A 13,778-nucleotide genomic window follows, 5' to 3' on the forward strand; every position below is an offset into this window, starting at 1 on the left:
GCCTTTGGGTTTTTAGGCCCGTAGATCTTTAGCCCCGTAGACCCTTGGGCCCTTAGGCCCGCGCCCCTTCAGGGCGCTGCCCCATCAGTCCGTACCTGACGCAGCTCTGACGCAGCGCTATCGCGCCGAGGCCAGTTCCGCGCGGATTCCCGCCGTGAGCACGCGGAGCCCGAACGCGAACCTCGCGTCGAAGTCGAGCAGCGACGGCAGCGCGCTGTGCGCCAGGTGCGGGTACTCCTCGGCGGAGAGCGACGCCCGTACGGCCTTGGGGTCCACCTCGATGCGCCCCTGCTGTTCCAGCACCTCGCCGAGAACGTAGGAGAAGACGGTGGCGATGGCCCAGATCGCCTCCTCGCCGGTGAAGCCCGCCTCGTCCATCGCGGCCAGCAAGGTGTCGGCGACCGTGAGGTTGGGCTGCCGGGTGGTGTAGGAGCCGCCCACTATGCGGGCTCCGTCGCGCTGGCCGAGCAGGGCCGCCCGTAGCCGTCCGGCCATGACGTGGACGCGGTCCTCCCAGCCCGCCTCGGGGAGCGGGCCGAGTGCGGAGGCCAGTACCGCGTCGGCCATCGCGTCCACCAGGGCGTCCTTGTCGTGGAACAGCCGGTACAGGGCGGGCGGCTGGGTGCCGAGGGCGTCGGACAGCCGCCGCATGGTCAGCGACTCCAGGCCGCCGAGGTTGACCAGGGCCAACGCGGTGTCCACCACGGTGTCCGGGCGGATCGGGCCCTTGCGCGTACCGGCTTCGCCGCTTCCCTGAATTGACATGTTAACGATGTTATCACTAGCTTTAATTTGTTGTTGTTAACGTCGTTACTGGTTCCCTCGGGCAATCCGCGAGGAGCCCGTCGGAAGGAGGAGGAATGGCGACCGAGACCGTGCCCGCCGCCGCTGCACCACAGGCTCCGGAGACCGAGGGGCAGGAAACCCTGGTCATGGTGCGACAGCTGCGCTGGGAGGCCGCCGGAGTGGTCTCCGTGCTGCTGGCCCGGCCGGACGGCGGGCAGCTGCCGCCCTGGCGGCCGGGCGCCCACGTGGAGCTGCTGATGCCCACCGGCATCGTCCGGCAGTACTCGCTGTGCGGCTCTCCCGACGACCTGTCCGCGTACCGCGTGGCGGTGCGGCACCAGCCCGCCAGCCGCGGCGGATCGGAGTACGTGCACTCCTTCCTGCGGCCCGGCCAGCCGCTGCGCATCCGCGGCCCCCGCGACAACTTCGGCTTCGAGCCGGCCGAGTCCTACCTGTTCATCGCGGGCGGCATCGGCATCACCCCGATCCTGCCGATGGTGCGTCAGGCCATCGACACGGGCGCGAAGTGGCAGCTCTTCTACGGCGGGCGGTCCGCCGTCTCCATGGCGTTCCGCGACGAGTTGGCGCCCCACCGGGACTCCGTCCGCCTCTTCCCCTCGGACCGGTCCGGCCACATTCCGCTGGCCGATCTGCTGGGTGAGACCGCGCCGGGCACGGTCGTCTACGCCTGCGGCCCCGAACCGCTGCTCGACGCCGTGGCGGACGGCGGCGCACACCTTCCGAAGGGCACCGTCCGCATGGAGCGGTTCAGGCCGCGGACCAGGGAACCGCTGCCCAACGCCCCGGTCGAGGTGGTCTGCAAACGGTCCGGCAAGACCGTGGACGTACCGGCGGAGCGCAGCGTCCTGGACGCGCTCGGCGACGCGGGCCTGCGAGTGGCCAGCTCATGCCGCGAGGGCGTGTGCGGCACCTGCGAGACGCGGGTGCTCGACGGAGTGCCGGACCACCGCGACGACATCCTCTCCGAGGACGAGCGGGAGAACGGCGACCGGATGTTCGTCTGCGTCTCCCGCGCCCGTACCCCTCAGCTGGTCCTCGACATCTGACCCGCACCTGGCGATCGATCCGTCCGATCGATCCGTCCGATCGATCCGTCCGATCGGTCTGTTCGATCCGTCCGCCCGCCTGAACCGTCCGTCCTTCGATCCGTCCGTCCTTCGATCCGTCCGTTCGACCGCCTAGTCCGCCCACCCGCCCATTCACCAAGGAGCGCACCATGGACCTGGCCACCGCCTCCCGGCACACCGCCGGGGGAGACACTTCCCGCACTCGCGACGCCGCTGACGCGCCTGATGCCCCTGACGCGCCCGAGGCCTTCTCCGGTACGGCCGGCGGCGATGCGTATGACCCCTTCTCCACCATCGGCACCGAAACCGCCCCGGCCCTGTGGGACTACCGCCGGCCCGCCCCCGAGCACACCGCCGCCGACGCCTACACCCCCATCGGCATGGACCGCGTCCGGGAGATCCTCGGCGAGCCGCAACCCTTCATCGCGGAGAAGAAGGAGCCGTTCATCGGCGACTTCATGCGCCGCTTCATCGCCCACAGCACCTTCTTCTGCCTGGCCACCGTCGACGAGACCGGGGCCGTGGACGCCAGCCCCAAGGGCGACCCGCCGGGCTCGGTCCGCATCCTGGACCCGTGGACCCTGGCCGTCCCCGACCGGCCGGGCAACCGCACCGCCGACACCTTCGAGAACATCACCCGCAGCCCGGGCGTCGGCATGGTCTTCTTCGTACCCGGCGTACGGGAGACGGTCCGGATCAACGGCGACGCGTTCGTCACGGACGACCCCGACCTGTTGCAGCAGCTCGGAGCGGAGGGCAAGCCCGCCGTCCTCGCGACGATCGTGAAGGTGCGCGAGGCGTTCTTCCAGTGCGGAAAGGCCGTGATCCGCGCCAGGCTGTGGGAGGACGACCCGCGGGGCCTGTCCGACTCCCTCACGCTCACCAGCGACTTCTACGCCCAGGTCACCGCGCAGATGGCGGAGAAGATGGCCGCGAACCTCGGCGAGGGGCTGGGGTCCCTGGGCACGATCGTCCAGCACCACTACGAGACCGAGCTGTTCTGACCTGCTGTACGGGCCTGCCGTACGGACGCGATGACGTACGGGTTGACGCACCGGAAAGCGCCCGCCGCGCACGCATCGGACGCCGGAACGCACCGAAACCGAAACCGACACCGACACCGACACCGACAGGGCCGCCCGGGGGAATCGTCCCCGGGCGGCCCTGCTGCTGTGTCCGACGCGGCCGGGCGCCGCGTTACACGTAGCGCTCCAGGATCGAGGACTCCGCCAGCCGGGAGAGCCCCTCGCGGACCGAGCGGGCGCGGGCCTCGCCGACGCCGTCGACGGTCTGGAGGTCGTCGACGCTCGCGGCGAGCAGCTTCTGGAGGCCGCCGAAGTGGTCCACGAGGCGCTCGATGATGGCGTTCGGCAGCCGCGGCACCTTCGCGAGGAGCCGGTAGCCGCGCGGCGAGACCGCCGAGTCGAGGGTCTCGGGCGAGCCGCTGTAGCCCAGCGCGCGGGCCACGATGGGCAGTTCCAGCAGCTCGGAGTGGGTGAGCGAGTCGAGCTCGGCCAGCGCCTCGGGGACCGTACGGGTGCGCTTCGCGGTGGGCTGGGGTACGTAGTCGCGCACGACCAGGTCGCGCTCCGGCTCGACGCCGGCGATCAACTCGTCGAGCTGGAGCGAGAGGAGCCGTCCGTCGGTGCCCAACTCCACCACGTACTCGGCGATTTCGGTGGCGATGCGGCGCACCATCTCCAGGCGCTGGGCGACCGCCGTGACATCGCGGACCGTCACCAGGTCCTCGATCTCCAGGGCCGAGAGGGTGCCCGCGACCTCGTCGAGGCGGAGCTTGTAGCGCTCCAGGGTGGCGAGCGCCTGGTTGGCGCGGGAGAGGATCGCCGCGGACTCCTCCAGGACGCGCCGCTCCCCGTCCACGTACAGCGCGATGAGCCGCATCGACTGGCTGACGGAGACGACGGGGAAGCCCGCCTGGATGGAGACGCGCTGCGCGGTGCGGTGCCGGGTGCCGGTCTCCTCGGTGGGGATGGAGGCGTCCGGCACGAGCTGCACCCCCGCCCGCACGATCTTGGTGATGTCCTTGTCGAGGACCAGCCCGCCGTCGAGCTTGCACAGCTCGCGCAGCCGGGTCGCCGAGAACTCGACGTCCAGGACGAAGCCGCCCGTGCACATCGATTCGACGGTCCTGTCCATGCCCAGCACGATGAGCCCGCCCGTGTTGCCGCGGAGAATGCGCTCCAGGCCGTCGCGCAAGGCGGTGCCGGGGGCGACCGCGCTCAGCGTGGCGCGCATCAGGCCGTCGGCACCGGAGCTTCCCCCGGCCCTGCCGGGGCCCGATGCCCGGTCGTTGGCTGCCACTGCACTCCTCCGGTCGCAAGGTCAACGGTGCCGCAGCCCGCCCCTCCGGCGCGTGTACGCGGGCGTACGGGCGAGACCCGGGCAAAGTCTACCGGCGCTGGTCCTCCTCCTGTGGGGCCTCCCGGCGTACGCGCTTCGGCAGTACCCGGAGCGCGTCCCCTATGTCCGCGACCTCCAGGACCCGCATACCGCTGGGAATCTTCCCCGGGTCGCTCGGTACGAGGGCGTGCGTGAAGCCGAGGCGCGCCGCTTCGGAGAGCCGGCGCTGTACGCCCGTGACCCGCCTGACCTCGCCCGCGAGCCCCACCTCGCCGATCGCCACGAGGTTCTGCGGCAGCGGGGCGTCGCTCGCCGCGCTGGCCAGGGCGAGCGCGATGGCGAGGTCGGCGGCCGGTTCGGAGAGCTTCACTCCGCCGACCGTGGCGCTGTAGATGTCCCGCTTGCCGAGCGCGCTGATCCGGCCGCGCTGTTCGAGCACGGCGAGCATCATCGAGACGCGGGAGGTCTCCAGGCCGGAGGTGGTGCGGCGGGGGGAGGGGATCTGCGAGTCGACGGTGAGCGCCTGGACCTCGGCGACCAGGGGGCGGCGGCCCTCCAGGGTGACGGTCAGGCAGGTGCCGGGCACGGGCTCGGAGCGGCGGGTGAGGAAGAGACCGGAGGGGTCGGCGAGGCCGGTGATGCCCTCGTCGTGCAGCTCGAAGCAGCCGACCTCGTCGGTCGCGCCGTAGCGGTTCTTGACGCCGCGCACCAGGCGCAGCCGGGCGTGGCGGTCCCCCTCGAAGCTGAGGACGACGTCCACGAGGTGTTCGAGCAGCCGGGGGCCGGCGATCGCGCCGTCCTTGGTGACGTGGCCGACCAGCAGCGTGGCCATGCCGCGCTCCTTGGAGGCGCGGATCAGGGCGCCCGCCACCTCGCGGACCTGGGCCATGCCGCCGGGCGCGCCGTCGATCTCCGAGGACGCCACCGTCTGGACGGAGTCCATGACCAGGAGGGAGGGCTTGACCGTGTCGAGGTGGCCGAGCACGGCCGACAGGTCGGTCTCGGCGGCGAGGTAGAGGTGGTCGGAGAGGGCGTTGATGCGGTCGGCGCGCAGCCGGACCTGGCTGGCCGACTCCTCGCCCGTCACATAGAGCGTGCGGTGCTCGTCGGAGGACGCCTTCGCCGCCACGTCCAGCAGGAGCGTCGACTTGCCGACGCCCGGCTCGCCCGCGAGCAGCACGACCGCGCCGGGTACGAGGCCGCCGCCCAGCACGCGGTCGAGCTCGTCCACGCCGGTGGAGCGCGCGGTGGCCGTGCGCCCGTCCACTTGGCCGATCGGCAGGGCGGCGGCGGTGACTCTGCCGGGCGCCGTCGTACGGACCGCGGGAGCGCCGCCGAACTCCTCGACCGTGCCCCACGCATGGCACTCCGGGCAGCGGCCGAGCCACTTGGCGGTGGTCCAGCCGCACTCGGTGCAGCGGTAGGAGGGACGGTCCTTGGCGGACGCTTTACGGGTTGCCATGCCGGTAACGCTAGCGCGGCCCACTGACACCCCGGCCGACGCAGTCGATGCGGTCGATGCAGCCGATCCGACCAGTACCGGGGCGGTCGGCGCCGAGCGGCATCGGGCGATGCTCACGGCACCGCCCAGGGAGGAGCGCCGGCCGTGATCACGGAACGTCAGGCTCGTGTCCCCTTTTGAGGGAGATGGTCACCCGTAAGGGTTAAAAGGGAGCAAGAGGCGCGAGGTGATCTGCATCATCCTTCTACCGTCGCCGGGTGATGAGCAGCAGGCCCGACCACCCCACGCACTCCACCGGCGCACACCGGGCGCGGCGTCGTGCACCCCAATTGCCTCAAGAGCCCCAGCCGTCGCAATCCCCTCGGCCCCCGCAGGCCCCTCTGTCCCAAGAGCTTCCGCCGTCGCAGCCGCGGCCGGCGTCCGTGCCGTCTCAGCAGTCTCAGCAGTCTCAGCCCTCCGTGCCCTCCGTGCCCTCCGTGCCCTCCGTGCCCTCCCTGTCGTCCCTGCCGGCCCTGTCGTCCCAGTCCTCCCTGCCGTCTCAGTCGTCCCCGCCGTCCGAGTCGTCGTCCCCGCCGCCTCGACCGGTGAAAGCGCCGCCCGCGCGGTACGAGCCGTTTCTGGACGGGCTGTTCACCTACTGCCTGTCCGTTCTGTGCGAGCACGACGCGGCGACCGCCGTGCTCGGCGAGGTGCTCGCCCTCGCCGAGCGCCGCGGCGACCGCTGCCCCGACGGCGAGGTGCTGCGCCGCCCCTGGCTGTACGCCCTCGCCCGCTGGACCTGCCTGCGCAAGCTCGCCGAGCTGAACGCCGAACACGCGGGACACACCGGGCACGGTGGACACGTCGGCCACACCGCCCACACTGAACGGGCCGGACACCCGGCGAACGGCGCGGGCGCGGCGGACGCGGACCGCATGTCCGAGGCCGCCGCCGGACAGCGGCAGCGCGAACTGGCCCGGCTCGCCTGGCCCGAGGCCGCCGGCACCTCCTCCGAGCAGCGCGAGGCGCTGGAGCTCGCCGTGCGGCACCGGCTCTCCCCGGCCGAGGTCGCGACCGTGCTGCGCATGGAGCACGGCGCGGCGCGGGCCCTGCTCTCCGCCGCCGCGTGCGAGGTGGAGCGGACCCGTACCGCCCTCGCCGTCGTCGAACTCGGCAACTGCCAAGTCGTCGCCCGGCTCGCCGAGGACACCCAGGTGCTGCTGGGCACGGCGCTCCGGAGCGAGCTGGTGCGCCACGTCGACGAGTGCGGCGAGTGCCGCCGCACCGCCGAACGGGCCACCGCGGGCGGGCCCTGGCCCGGCACGGTGGCCGCCGCCGCGGCCCTGCCCGTACTGGAAGCGCCGCGTCCGGCGGCGCACGCCGCCATGCAGCTCGCGCTGCGCGCACGCCCGGCGCGCGGCACTACGCTCGCCGGTCCCCGTTTCGATCGGAGCGGCTTCCCCATGGCCCCCAAGGACCGCGCCGCGCGCCGCCGCCGGATGCGCAACCGCGCCGTCACGACGACGGTGGTCGCGACCGTGGTGGCCGCGCCCGTCCTCGCCCTGTGGGCCGCCTACCGCGGCGCGCCGGAGACGGGGGAGGGGCAGGACGGCGCGGCGTCGGTGACGGCCCGTTCGTCGGACGGGCTCGACGGACGTCCGTACGAGAAGGCGGGCAACGTGCGCAACGACCGGGTCGTCTCGCGCTTTCCGGCGGGGAGCCCCTCGCCGGGCGTGACGGTGGAGGTGACCGGCTCCGACGGGAGACCGCTGCCCGGCGCGAGCCGTGCGCCGGGCAGCGCCAGGGGCGGCGAAGGCGCGGACGGCGACGGCGGCCGTCCGACCGGCGCGGGCTCGGCGCCGGGGCGGCCCGGCCCCGCACCGGGGCCCGGGCGGCTCACGGTCGACGCGCAGCCGAGCGGGGGCGGTACGGCCGTGACGCTCACGGCGAGCGGCGGGCGGGCCGTGCGGTGGTCGGCCTCGGCCGACGCCCCATGGCTGAGCCTCAGCGAGTCGTCCGGTTCGCTGGAGCCGGGGCAGAGCGTCACGATCACGGTCGCCGTGGACCACGAGCGGGAGCCCGCGGGGCCCTGGAAGGCCAGGATCGCCGTGGCCCCGGCGGGCGCGGTGATCACCGTGGAAGGCCGGGGCCGGACCCCCACCCCGACGCCCACCCCGCCGTCCCCGAGCCCCACCACGCCGACGCCGACCCCGTCCTCCCCGGCCCCGTCGGTGACGCCCGCGGGGGGCGGCTGAGGGGATCGGGTGAGGAGATCGGGCAAAGGCCGGGCGGTGCCTGCGGGGGCGGCTGAGGGGATCGGGCGAAGGCCGGTCGATGGCGTAGCGGTCCGTCAGTCCGCCGGGTGCGGCGCCACCATCGGCAGCTGCGCCGCCAGCCGGGCCTCGCAGAGCTCGACCAGCCGGTCGTACGCCTCCTCGCCCATCAGCTCCGTCAGCTCGGGCGCGTACGAGACGTACACCGGCTTGCCCGCGCCGTGCGCGGACGTCGCCGACGTGCACCACCAGTGCAGGTCGTGGCCGCCGGGGCCCCAGCCCCGGCGGTCGTACTCGCCGATCGTGACCTGGAGCACCCGCGTGTCGTCCGGGCGGTCGATCCAGTCGTACGTGCGCCGGACCGGGAGCTGCCAGCAGACGTCCGGCTTGGTCTCCAGCGGCTCGCGGCCCTCGCGCAGCGCGAGGATATGCAGCGAGCAGCCCGCGCCGCCCGCGAAACCCGGGCGGTTCTGGAAGATGCACGACCCCTCGTACCGGCGGGTCTGCCGCTCGCCGTCCTCGTCGACCTGGACCCAGCCCGACGCCTTGCCCTCGTCGTGGAACTGCCAGACCTCCGGCGACAGCCGGTCCACGTGCAGTGCGACCCGCTGCTCGTCCTCCTCGTCCGAGAAGTGCGCGCCCAAGGTGCAGCAGCCGTCGTCCGCGCGGCCCGCCTGGATGCCCTGGCAGCCCTGTCCGAAGATGCACGTCCAGCGTGACGTCAGCCACGTCAGGTCGCAGCGGAAGACCTGTTCGTCGTCGGCCGGGTCGGGGAATTCGACCCAGGCGCGGGCGAAGTCCAGGCCGACCTCGTCGGACGGCTGCGGCTGCGCCGTCTTGGCTGTCTTCGCCGTCTTCTTCACTTCTTTGTCCCGCTTCGCCTTTTTCGTCTTTGCCACCCCGCCAGCCTATGCGCCGTGCGGGCCCGCAGTAGCGTTCCGTCCATGAGACTCGGTGTCCTCGATGTGGGTTCGAATACCGTCCACCTGCTGGTGGTGGACGCGCATCCCGGCGCGCGCCCGCTGCCCGCCCACTCCCACAAGGCGGATCTGCGGCTCGCCGAACTCCTGGAAAAGGACGACGCGGATCAGACGAAAGATGTCGGAGACCGAGAGAAAGAAGACGACGGAGAGCAGCGGGAAGACGACGGGGAGCGGCGAAAAGACGACGGGGAGCAGCGGGAAGGCGACGGGGGCCGGCAGGAAGGCGATGCGGGCCGGCGGGAGAACGGCGCCGGCGACGACCGCTGGAGCGACTGGAGTGAGAAGCGCGACAAGAACGGCGGCGGCGTCGGCGGCGCGATCAGCGAGACCGGCATCCAGCGCCTCGTCGACGTCATCCGCGACGCGCTCCAGGCCGCCGAGGACAAGGGCTGCGAGGACGTCCTCGCCTTCGCCACCTCCGCCGTCCGCGAGGCGTCCAACGCGGACGCCGTCCTGGCCCGCGTCCACCAGGCGACCGGCGTCGCGCTGTCCGTACTGACCGGCCCCGAGGAAGCGCGGCTCACCTTCCTCGCCGCCCGCCGCTGGTTCGGCTGGTCGGCCGGGAAGCTGCTGGTCCTCGACATCGGCGGCGGCTCCCTCGAAACCGCCTACGGCATGGACGAGACCCCGGACGTGGCCGCCTCCCTGCCGCTCGGCGCGGGCCGGCTCACGGCAGGCTGGCTGCCCGGCGATCCGCCGGACCCCGCGGACGTACGGGCGCTGCGCCGGCACGTACGGGCCGAGATAGCCCGCGTCATCGGGGACTTCGCCCGGCACAGCGCGCCCGACCGCATCGTGGGGACCTCCAAGACCTTCAAGCAGCTGGCGCGGATCGCGGGCGCGGCGCGGTCCGCCGAGGGCGTGTACGCGCAGCGCTCGCTCTCCCGCGCGGCGCTGGAGGAGTGGGTGCCCAGACTCGCCGCGATGACCCGCGCGGACCGCGCCGAACTGCCCGGAGTCTCCGCGGAACGGGCTCCCCAGCTGCTGGCCGGTGCGCTGGTCGCGGAGGGTGCGATGGACCTTTTCGGGGTGACGGAGCTGGAGATCTGCCCGTGGGCGCTGCGCGAGGGCGTCATCCTGCGGCGGCTGGACCGGCTGCCCGCCGGATGACGGGCGGTCGTACGCTGTCCTTCGTGACGGAGCCAGTGGTGCGCATCCCGGATGCGAAGGTCGCCCTGTCCACGGCCTCGGTATATCCGGAGTCGACGGCGACGGCCTTCGAGATCGCCGCGCGCCTGGGCTACGACGGCGTCGAGGTCATGGTGTGGACCGACCCCGTCAGCCAGGACATAGAGGCGCTGCGCAGGCTCTCCGACTACCACGGGGTACCGATCCTCGCCGTGCACGCGCCCTGCCTGCTGATCACGCAGCGGGTGTGGTCGACGGACCCGTGGGTCAAGCTCCAGCGGGCCCGCGCGGCGGCCGAGAAGCTGGGCGCGTCCACGGTCGTGGTGCATCCGCCGTTCCGCTGGCAGCGCCACTACTCGCGGGATTTCGTGGACGGGATCTGGCGGATGGCGGACGAGACGGACGTGCGGTTCGCCGTGGAGAACATGTACCCGTGGCGGTACCGGGACCGCGAGGTGCTCGCGTACGCGCCGGACTGGGACGTCACCAACGACGACTACCGGCACTTCACGGTGGACCTGTCGCACACCGCCACGGCCCGCACGGACGCGCTGCGGATGATCGACCGCATGGGCGACCGGCTCGCCCACGTCCACCTCGCCGACGGCAACGGCTCCAACAAGGACGAGCACCTGGTGCCCGGCCGCGGCAAGCAGCCGTGCGCCGAGCTGCTGGAACGGCTCGCGAACTCCGGCTTCGGCGGGCACGTCGTCGTCGAGGTCAATACCCGCCGGGCGATGTCCGCCGCCGAACGCGAGGCCGACCTGGCGGAGGCGCTCGCCTTCACCCGGCTCTACCTCGCCTCCTCCACCGGGGTGCCGGGATCATGAACGACGCCGAGGAGCCCGCGGGCGGGCGAATGAACGGGCATGTGGACGAGGCCGGTTCCGGACGCGGGACCGACTGTTCCCCTGGGACCGGCCCTTCCCCTGGGACCGGCCCTGAGACCCGGCCCGAGGCCGGCCCCGCCCCGAAGAAGCGCGGCCGTCCCGCCCGTACGAGCACGGCCCAGGGCCCCGGCGCCCGCGACCGCATCCTGACGGCGGCCCGCGCCGAGTTCGCCGAGCGCGGCTACGACCGGGCGTCCATCCGCGCCATCGCCAAGGGCGCGTCCGTGGACCCGGCCCTCGTCCACCACTACTTCGGTACGAAGGAACAGGTCTTCGCCGCGGCCGTCGAGGTCGCCTTCGCGCCCGCCGTGTCCGCGTCCGAGACCGTGCTGGCGGGCGACCGGGACGGCGTGGGGGAGCGGCTGGCCCGTTTCATTCTCGGGATGTACGAGAACCCGGCCACGCGCGATCCGCTGCTCGCCATCGTCCGCTCGGCCGTCACCAACGAGACCGCGGCGACCGTCCTGCGCAACCTCGTCACCAGCAAACTCATGGTCCGCATCGCGAGCGAGCTGGACGTACCGGACCCCGAGCTGCGCTCCGAGCTGGCGACCGCGCAGGTGGTGGGCGCCGTGCTGCTGCGGTACGTGATCAAGGCCGAGCCGCTCGCGTCGGCCGACATCGAGAAGGTCATCGCCATGGTCGCCCCGGCGATGCAGCGACACTTGACCGGCAAGGGATGAGCTTCGAGGGGTGAACCTTAAGGCGCCGCCCGCCGCCCGCCGCCCGCCGCCCGCCGCCCGCCGCCCGCCGCCCGCCGCCCGCCCCCTGAGCCTCTACGCCCGTACGCAGCCGCCCCCGCCCGTAAACCGCCCGCCCCGGTGTCCGCAGGTGCCCGCAGGTGTCCGCACAGCGAACCCCCGTCTCACATACCGGAGGCACTGTCCAGATCATGGAGTGAAGGGCGTACGCTCGGCCACAGCCGCGCCGATGGCGCCGATCAACCCCGAGGGAGTGTCCAAAGTGCCCGAGCTGAGGTCCCGCACTGTCACCCACGGCCGCAACATGGCGGGCGCCCGAGCCCTTATGCAGGCCTCGGGCGTAGCGCGCGAGGACTTCGGCAAGCCGATCATCGCGGTGGCCAACAGCTTCACCGAGTTCGTGCCCGGCCACACCCACCTGGCGCCGGTCGGCCGCATCGTCAGCGAGGCGATCCACGCGGCGGGCGGCATCGCGCGCGAGTTCAACACCATCGCGGTCGACGACGGCATCGCCATGGGCCACGGCGGGATGCTGTACTCGCTGCCGTCCCGCGACCTGATCGCCGACTCCGTCGAGTACATGGTCGAGGCGCACTGCGCGGACGCGCTGATCTGCATCTCCAACTGCGACAAGATCACCCCCGGCATGCTGATGGCCGCGATGCGCCTCAACATCCCGACGGTCTTCGTCTCCGGCGGCCCGATGGAGTCCGGCCGGGCCACCCTCGTCGACGGCACGGTCCGCAAGCTCGACCTGATCACCGCGATCTCCGAGGCCGTCAACGACAGCGTCTCGGACGAGGACATCGCCCGTATCGAGGACAACGCCTGTCCGACCTGCGGTTCCTGTTCCGGCATGTTCACCGCCAACTCCATGAACTGCCTGACCGAGGCCATCGGCCTGTCCCTGCCGGGCAACGGTTCGGTGCTGGCCACCCACACCGCCCGCAAGGCGCTGTACGAGAACGCCGGGCGCACGGTCGTCGAGATCACCAAGCGCCACTACGAGCAGGACGACGCGACCGTGCTGCCGCGCAACATCGGCACCCGCGCCGCCTTCGAGAACGCCATGGCGCTCGACATCGCCATGGGCGGCTCCACCAACACGATCCTGCACCTGCTCGCCGCCGCCCAGGAGGCCGGGCTGGACTTCGACATGAAGGCCATCGACGGGCTCTCCCGCCGCATGCCGTGCCTGTCGAAGGTCGCCCCGAACGTCGCCCCCGGCGGCGTCTACTACATGGAGGACGTGCACCGGGCCGGCGGCATCCCCGCCATCCTCGGCGAGCTGTACCGCGCGGGCCTGCTGAACGAGGACGTCCACACCGTCCACTCGCCGTCCCTCGCCGACTGGATCAAGCAGTGGGACATCCGCGGCGGATCGCCGTCCGCCGAGGCCGTCGAGCTGTTCCACGCGGCCCCCGGCTGCGTCCGCTCCGCCACCGCCTTCTCGCAGTCCGAGCGGTGGGACACCCTCGACACGGACGCCGAGGGCGGCTGCATCCGCGACATGGAGCACGCCTACTCCACCGAGGGCGGCCTCGCGATCCTCTACGGCAACCTCGCCGAGGACGGCTGCGTCGTGAAGACGGCGGGCGTCGACGAGTCGATCTGGACGTTCGAGGGCCCGGCCGTGGTCTGCGAGTCGCAGGAGGACGCCGTCGACGCGATCCTCACCAAGCGGATCAAGGAGGGCGACGTCGTCGTCATCCGCTACGAGGGCCCCAAGGGCGGCCCCGGCATGCAGGAGATGCTCTACCCGACCTCGTTCCTCAAGGGCCGCGGCCTCGGCAAGGCGTGCGCCCTGGTCACCGACGGCCGCTTCTCCGGCGGCACCTCGGGCCTCTCCATCGGCCACGCCTCGCCCGAGGCGGCGTCCGGCGGCACCATCGCGCTCGTCGAGGACGGCGACCGCATCCGCATCGACATCCCGAACCGCTCGATGGAACTCCTCGTCGGCGAGGACGAGCTGGCGGCCCGCCGGTCGGCGCTCGGCGGTACGTACGCCCCGAAGAACCGCGAGCGGAAGGTCTCCACGGCGCTGCGCGCGTACGCGGCCATGGCGACGAGTGCGGACAAGGGCGCGGTGCGGGACGTGAGCCTGCTCGGCTGAGCACTGCTGTCCGC

11 protein-coding genes are annotated in these 13,778 nt (G+C 72.6%); 7 read left to right on the forward strand and 4 right to left on the reverse strand.

Going from position 1 to position 13,778, the window contains the following annotated elements; translation table 11 throughout:
- Positions 1 to 117 precede the first annotated feature (117 nt).
- Entirely contained in the window at positions 118 to 765 is a 648-nt protein-coding gene (locus AB0I22_RS36435; protein ID WP_363135317.1) for a TetR/AcrR family transcriptional regulator C-terminal domain-containing protein, read from the reverse strand.
- A 95-nt stretch (positions 766 to 860) separates the two neighbouring features.
- Between AB0I22_RS36435 and AB0I22_RS36440 the strand changes: the two genes are divergently transcribed.
- Together AB0I22_RS36440 and AB0I22_RS36445 are read left to right on the forward strand one after the other, a co-directional pair.
- Positions 861 to 1,853, forward strand: coding sequence for a PDR/VanB family oxidoreductase (locus AB0I22_RS36440; protein WP_363135318.1), 993 nt, complete (start codon positions 861 to 863; stop codon positions 1,851 to 1,853).
- Between the two features lie 170 nt (positions 1,854 to 2,023).
- The gene (locus tag AB0I22_RS36445) at positions 2,024 to 2,878 is read left to right on the forward strand and encodes an MSMEG_1061 family FMN-dependent PPOX-type flavoprotein (RefSeq protein ID WP_363135319.1); all 855 of its coding nucleotides are present in this window, start codon (positions 2,024 to 2,026) and stop codon (positions 2,876 to 2,878) included.
- A 193-nt stretch (positions 2,879 to 3,071) separates the two neighbouring features.
- Here the strand turns inward: AB0I22_RS36445 and disA are convergent, their stop codons facing one another.
- Both disA and radA read right to left on the reverse strand, forming a co-directional pair.
- Positions 3,072 to 4,196, reverse strand: a complete 1,125-nt coding sequence (gene disA, locus AB0I22_RS36450; protein WP_363135320.1) for a DNA integrity scanning diadenylate cyclase DisA — start codon at positions 4,194 to 4,196, stop codon at positions 3,072 to 3,074.
- A gap of 88 nt (positions 4,197 to 4,284) precedes the next feature.
- Complete coding sequence (gene radA / locus AB0I22_RS36455) at positions 4,285 to 5,697, reverse strand: DNA repair protein RadA (protein ID WP_363135321.1); 1,413 nt, start codon at positions 5,695 to 5,697, stop codon at positions 4,285 to 4,287.
- Positions 5,698 to 6,281: 584 nt separating this feature from the next.
- Here radA and AB0I22_RS36460 point away from each other — a divergent pair.
- A complete protein-coding gene (locus AB0I22_RS36460; protein WP_363135322.1) occupies positions 6,282 to 7,931 on the forward strand; it encodes a sigma-70 family RNA polymerase sigma factor in 1,650 nt (549 codons plus the stop codon).
- Between the two features lie 95 nt (positions 7,932 to 8,026).
- Here the strand turns inward: AB0I22_RS36460 and AB0I22_RS36465 are convergent, their stop codons facing one another.
- Entirely contained in the window at positions 8,027 to 8,848 is an 822-nt protein-coding gene (locus AB0I22_RS36465) for a hypothetical protein (RefSeq protein ID WP_363135323.1), read from the reverse strand.
- Positions 8,849 to 8,893: 45 nt separating this feature from the next.
- Here AB0I22_RS36465 and AB0I22_RS36470 point away from each other — a divergent pair, with 45 nt between their 5' ends.
- From AB0I22_RS36470 to ilvD, 4 genes are all read left to right on the forward strand, one after another.
- On the forward strand, positions 8,894 to 10,042 hold the full coding sequence (locus AB0I22_RS36470) for a hypothetical protein (RefSeq protein ID WP_363135324.1): 1,149 nt from the start codon (positions 8,894 to 8,896) through the stop codon (positions 10,040 to 10,042).
- 38 nt (positions 10,043 to 10,080) lie between these two features.
- Positions 10,081 to 10,890 (forward strand): sugar phosphate isomerase/epimerase, encoded by an 810-nt coding sequence (locus tag AB0I22_RS36475; RefSeq protein WP_363135341.1) that lies wholly within the window; start codon positions 10,081 to 10,083, stop codon positions 10,888 to 10,890.
- A complete protein-coding gene (locus tag AB0I22_RS36480; protein ID WP_363135325.1) occupies positions 10,887 to 11,633 on the forward strand; it encodes a TetR family transcriptional regulator in 747 nt (248 codons plus the stop codon). The genes AB0I22_RS36475 and AB0I22_RS36480 overlap by 4 nt, the downstream gene beginning before the upstream one ends.
- 280 nt (positions 11,634 to 11,913) lie before the next feature.
- On the forward strand, positions 11,914 to 13,764 hold the full coding sequence (gene ilvD / locus AB0I22_RS36485) for a dihydroxy-acid dehydratase (protein ID WP_363135326.1): 1,851 nt from the start codon (positions 11,914 to 11,916) through the stop codon (positions 13,762 to 13,764).
- Positions 13,765 to 13,778 lie beyond the last annotated feature (14 nt).

Source organism: Streptomyces sp. NPDC050610, assembly GCF_040654875.1.
In the GTDB taxonomy this organism is placed as follows: Bacteria; Actinomycetota; Actinomycetes; order Streptomycetales; family Streptomycetaceae; genus Streptomyces.

Coding starts and splice junctions, on each gene's coding strand:
- AB0I22_RS36435 (WP_363135317.1), bottom strand. CDS start 765: ATGTCAATTCAGGGAAGCGGCGAAGCCGGTACGCGCAAGGGCCCGATC.
- AB0I22_RS36440 (WP_363135318.1), top strand. CDS start 861: ATGGCGACCGAGACCGTGCCCGCCGCCGCTGCACCACAGGCTCCGGAG.
- AB0I22_RS36445 (WP_363135319.1), top strand. CDS start 2,024: ATGGACCTGGCCACCGCCTCCCGGCACACCGCCGGGGGAGACACTTCC.
- radA (WP_363135321.1), bottom strand. CDS start 5,697: ATGGCAACCCGTAAAGCGTCCGCCAAGGACCGTCCCTCCTACCGCTGC.
- AB0I22_RS36470 (WP_363135324.1), top strand. CDS start 8,894: ATGAGACTCGGTGTCCTCGATGTGGGTTCGAATACCGTCCACCTGCTG.
- AB0I22_RS36480 (WP_363135325.1), top strand. CDS start 10,887: ATGAACGACGCCGAGGAGCCCGCGGGCGGGCGAATGAACGGGCATGTG.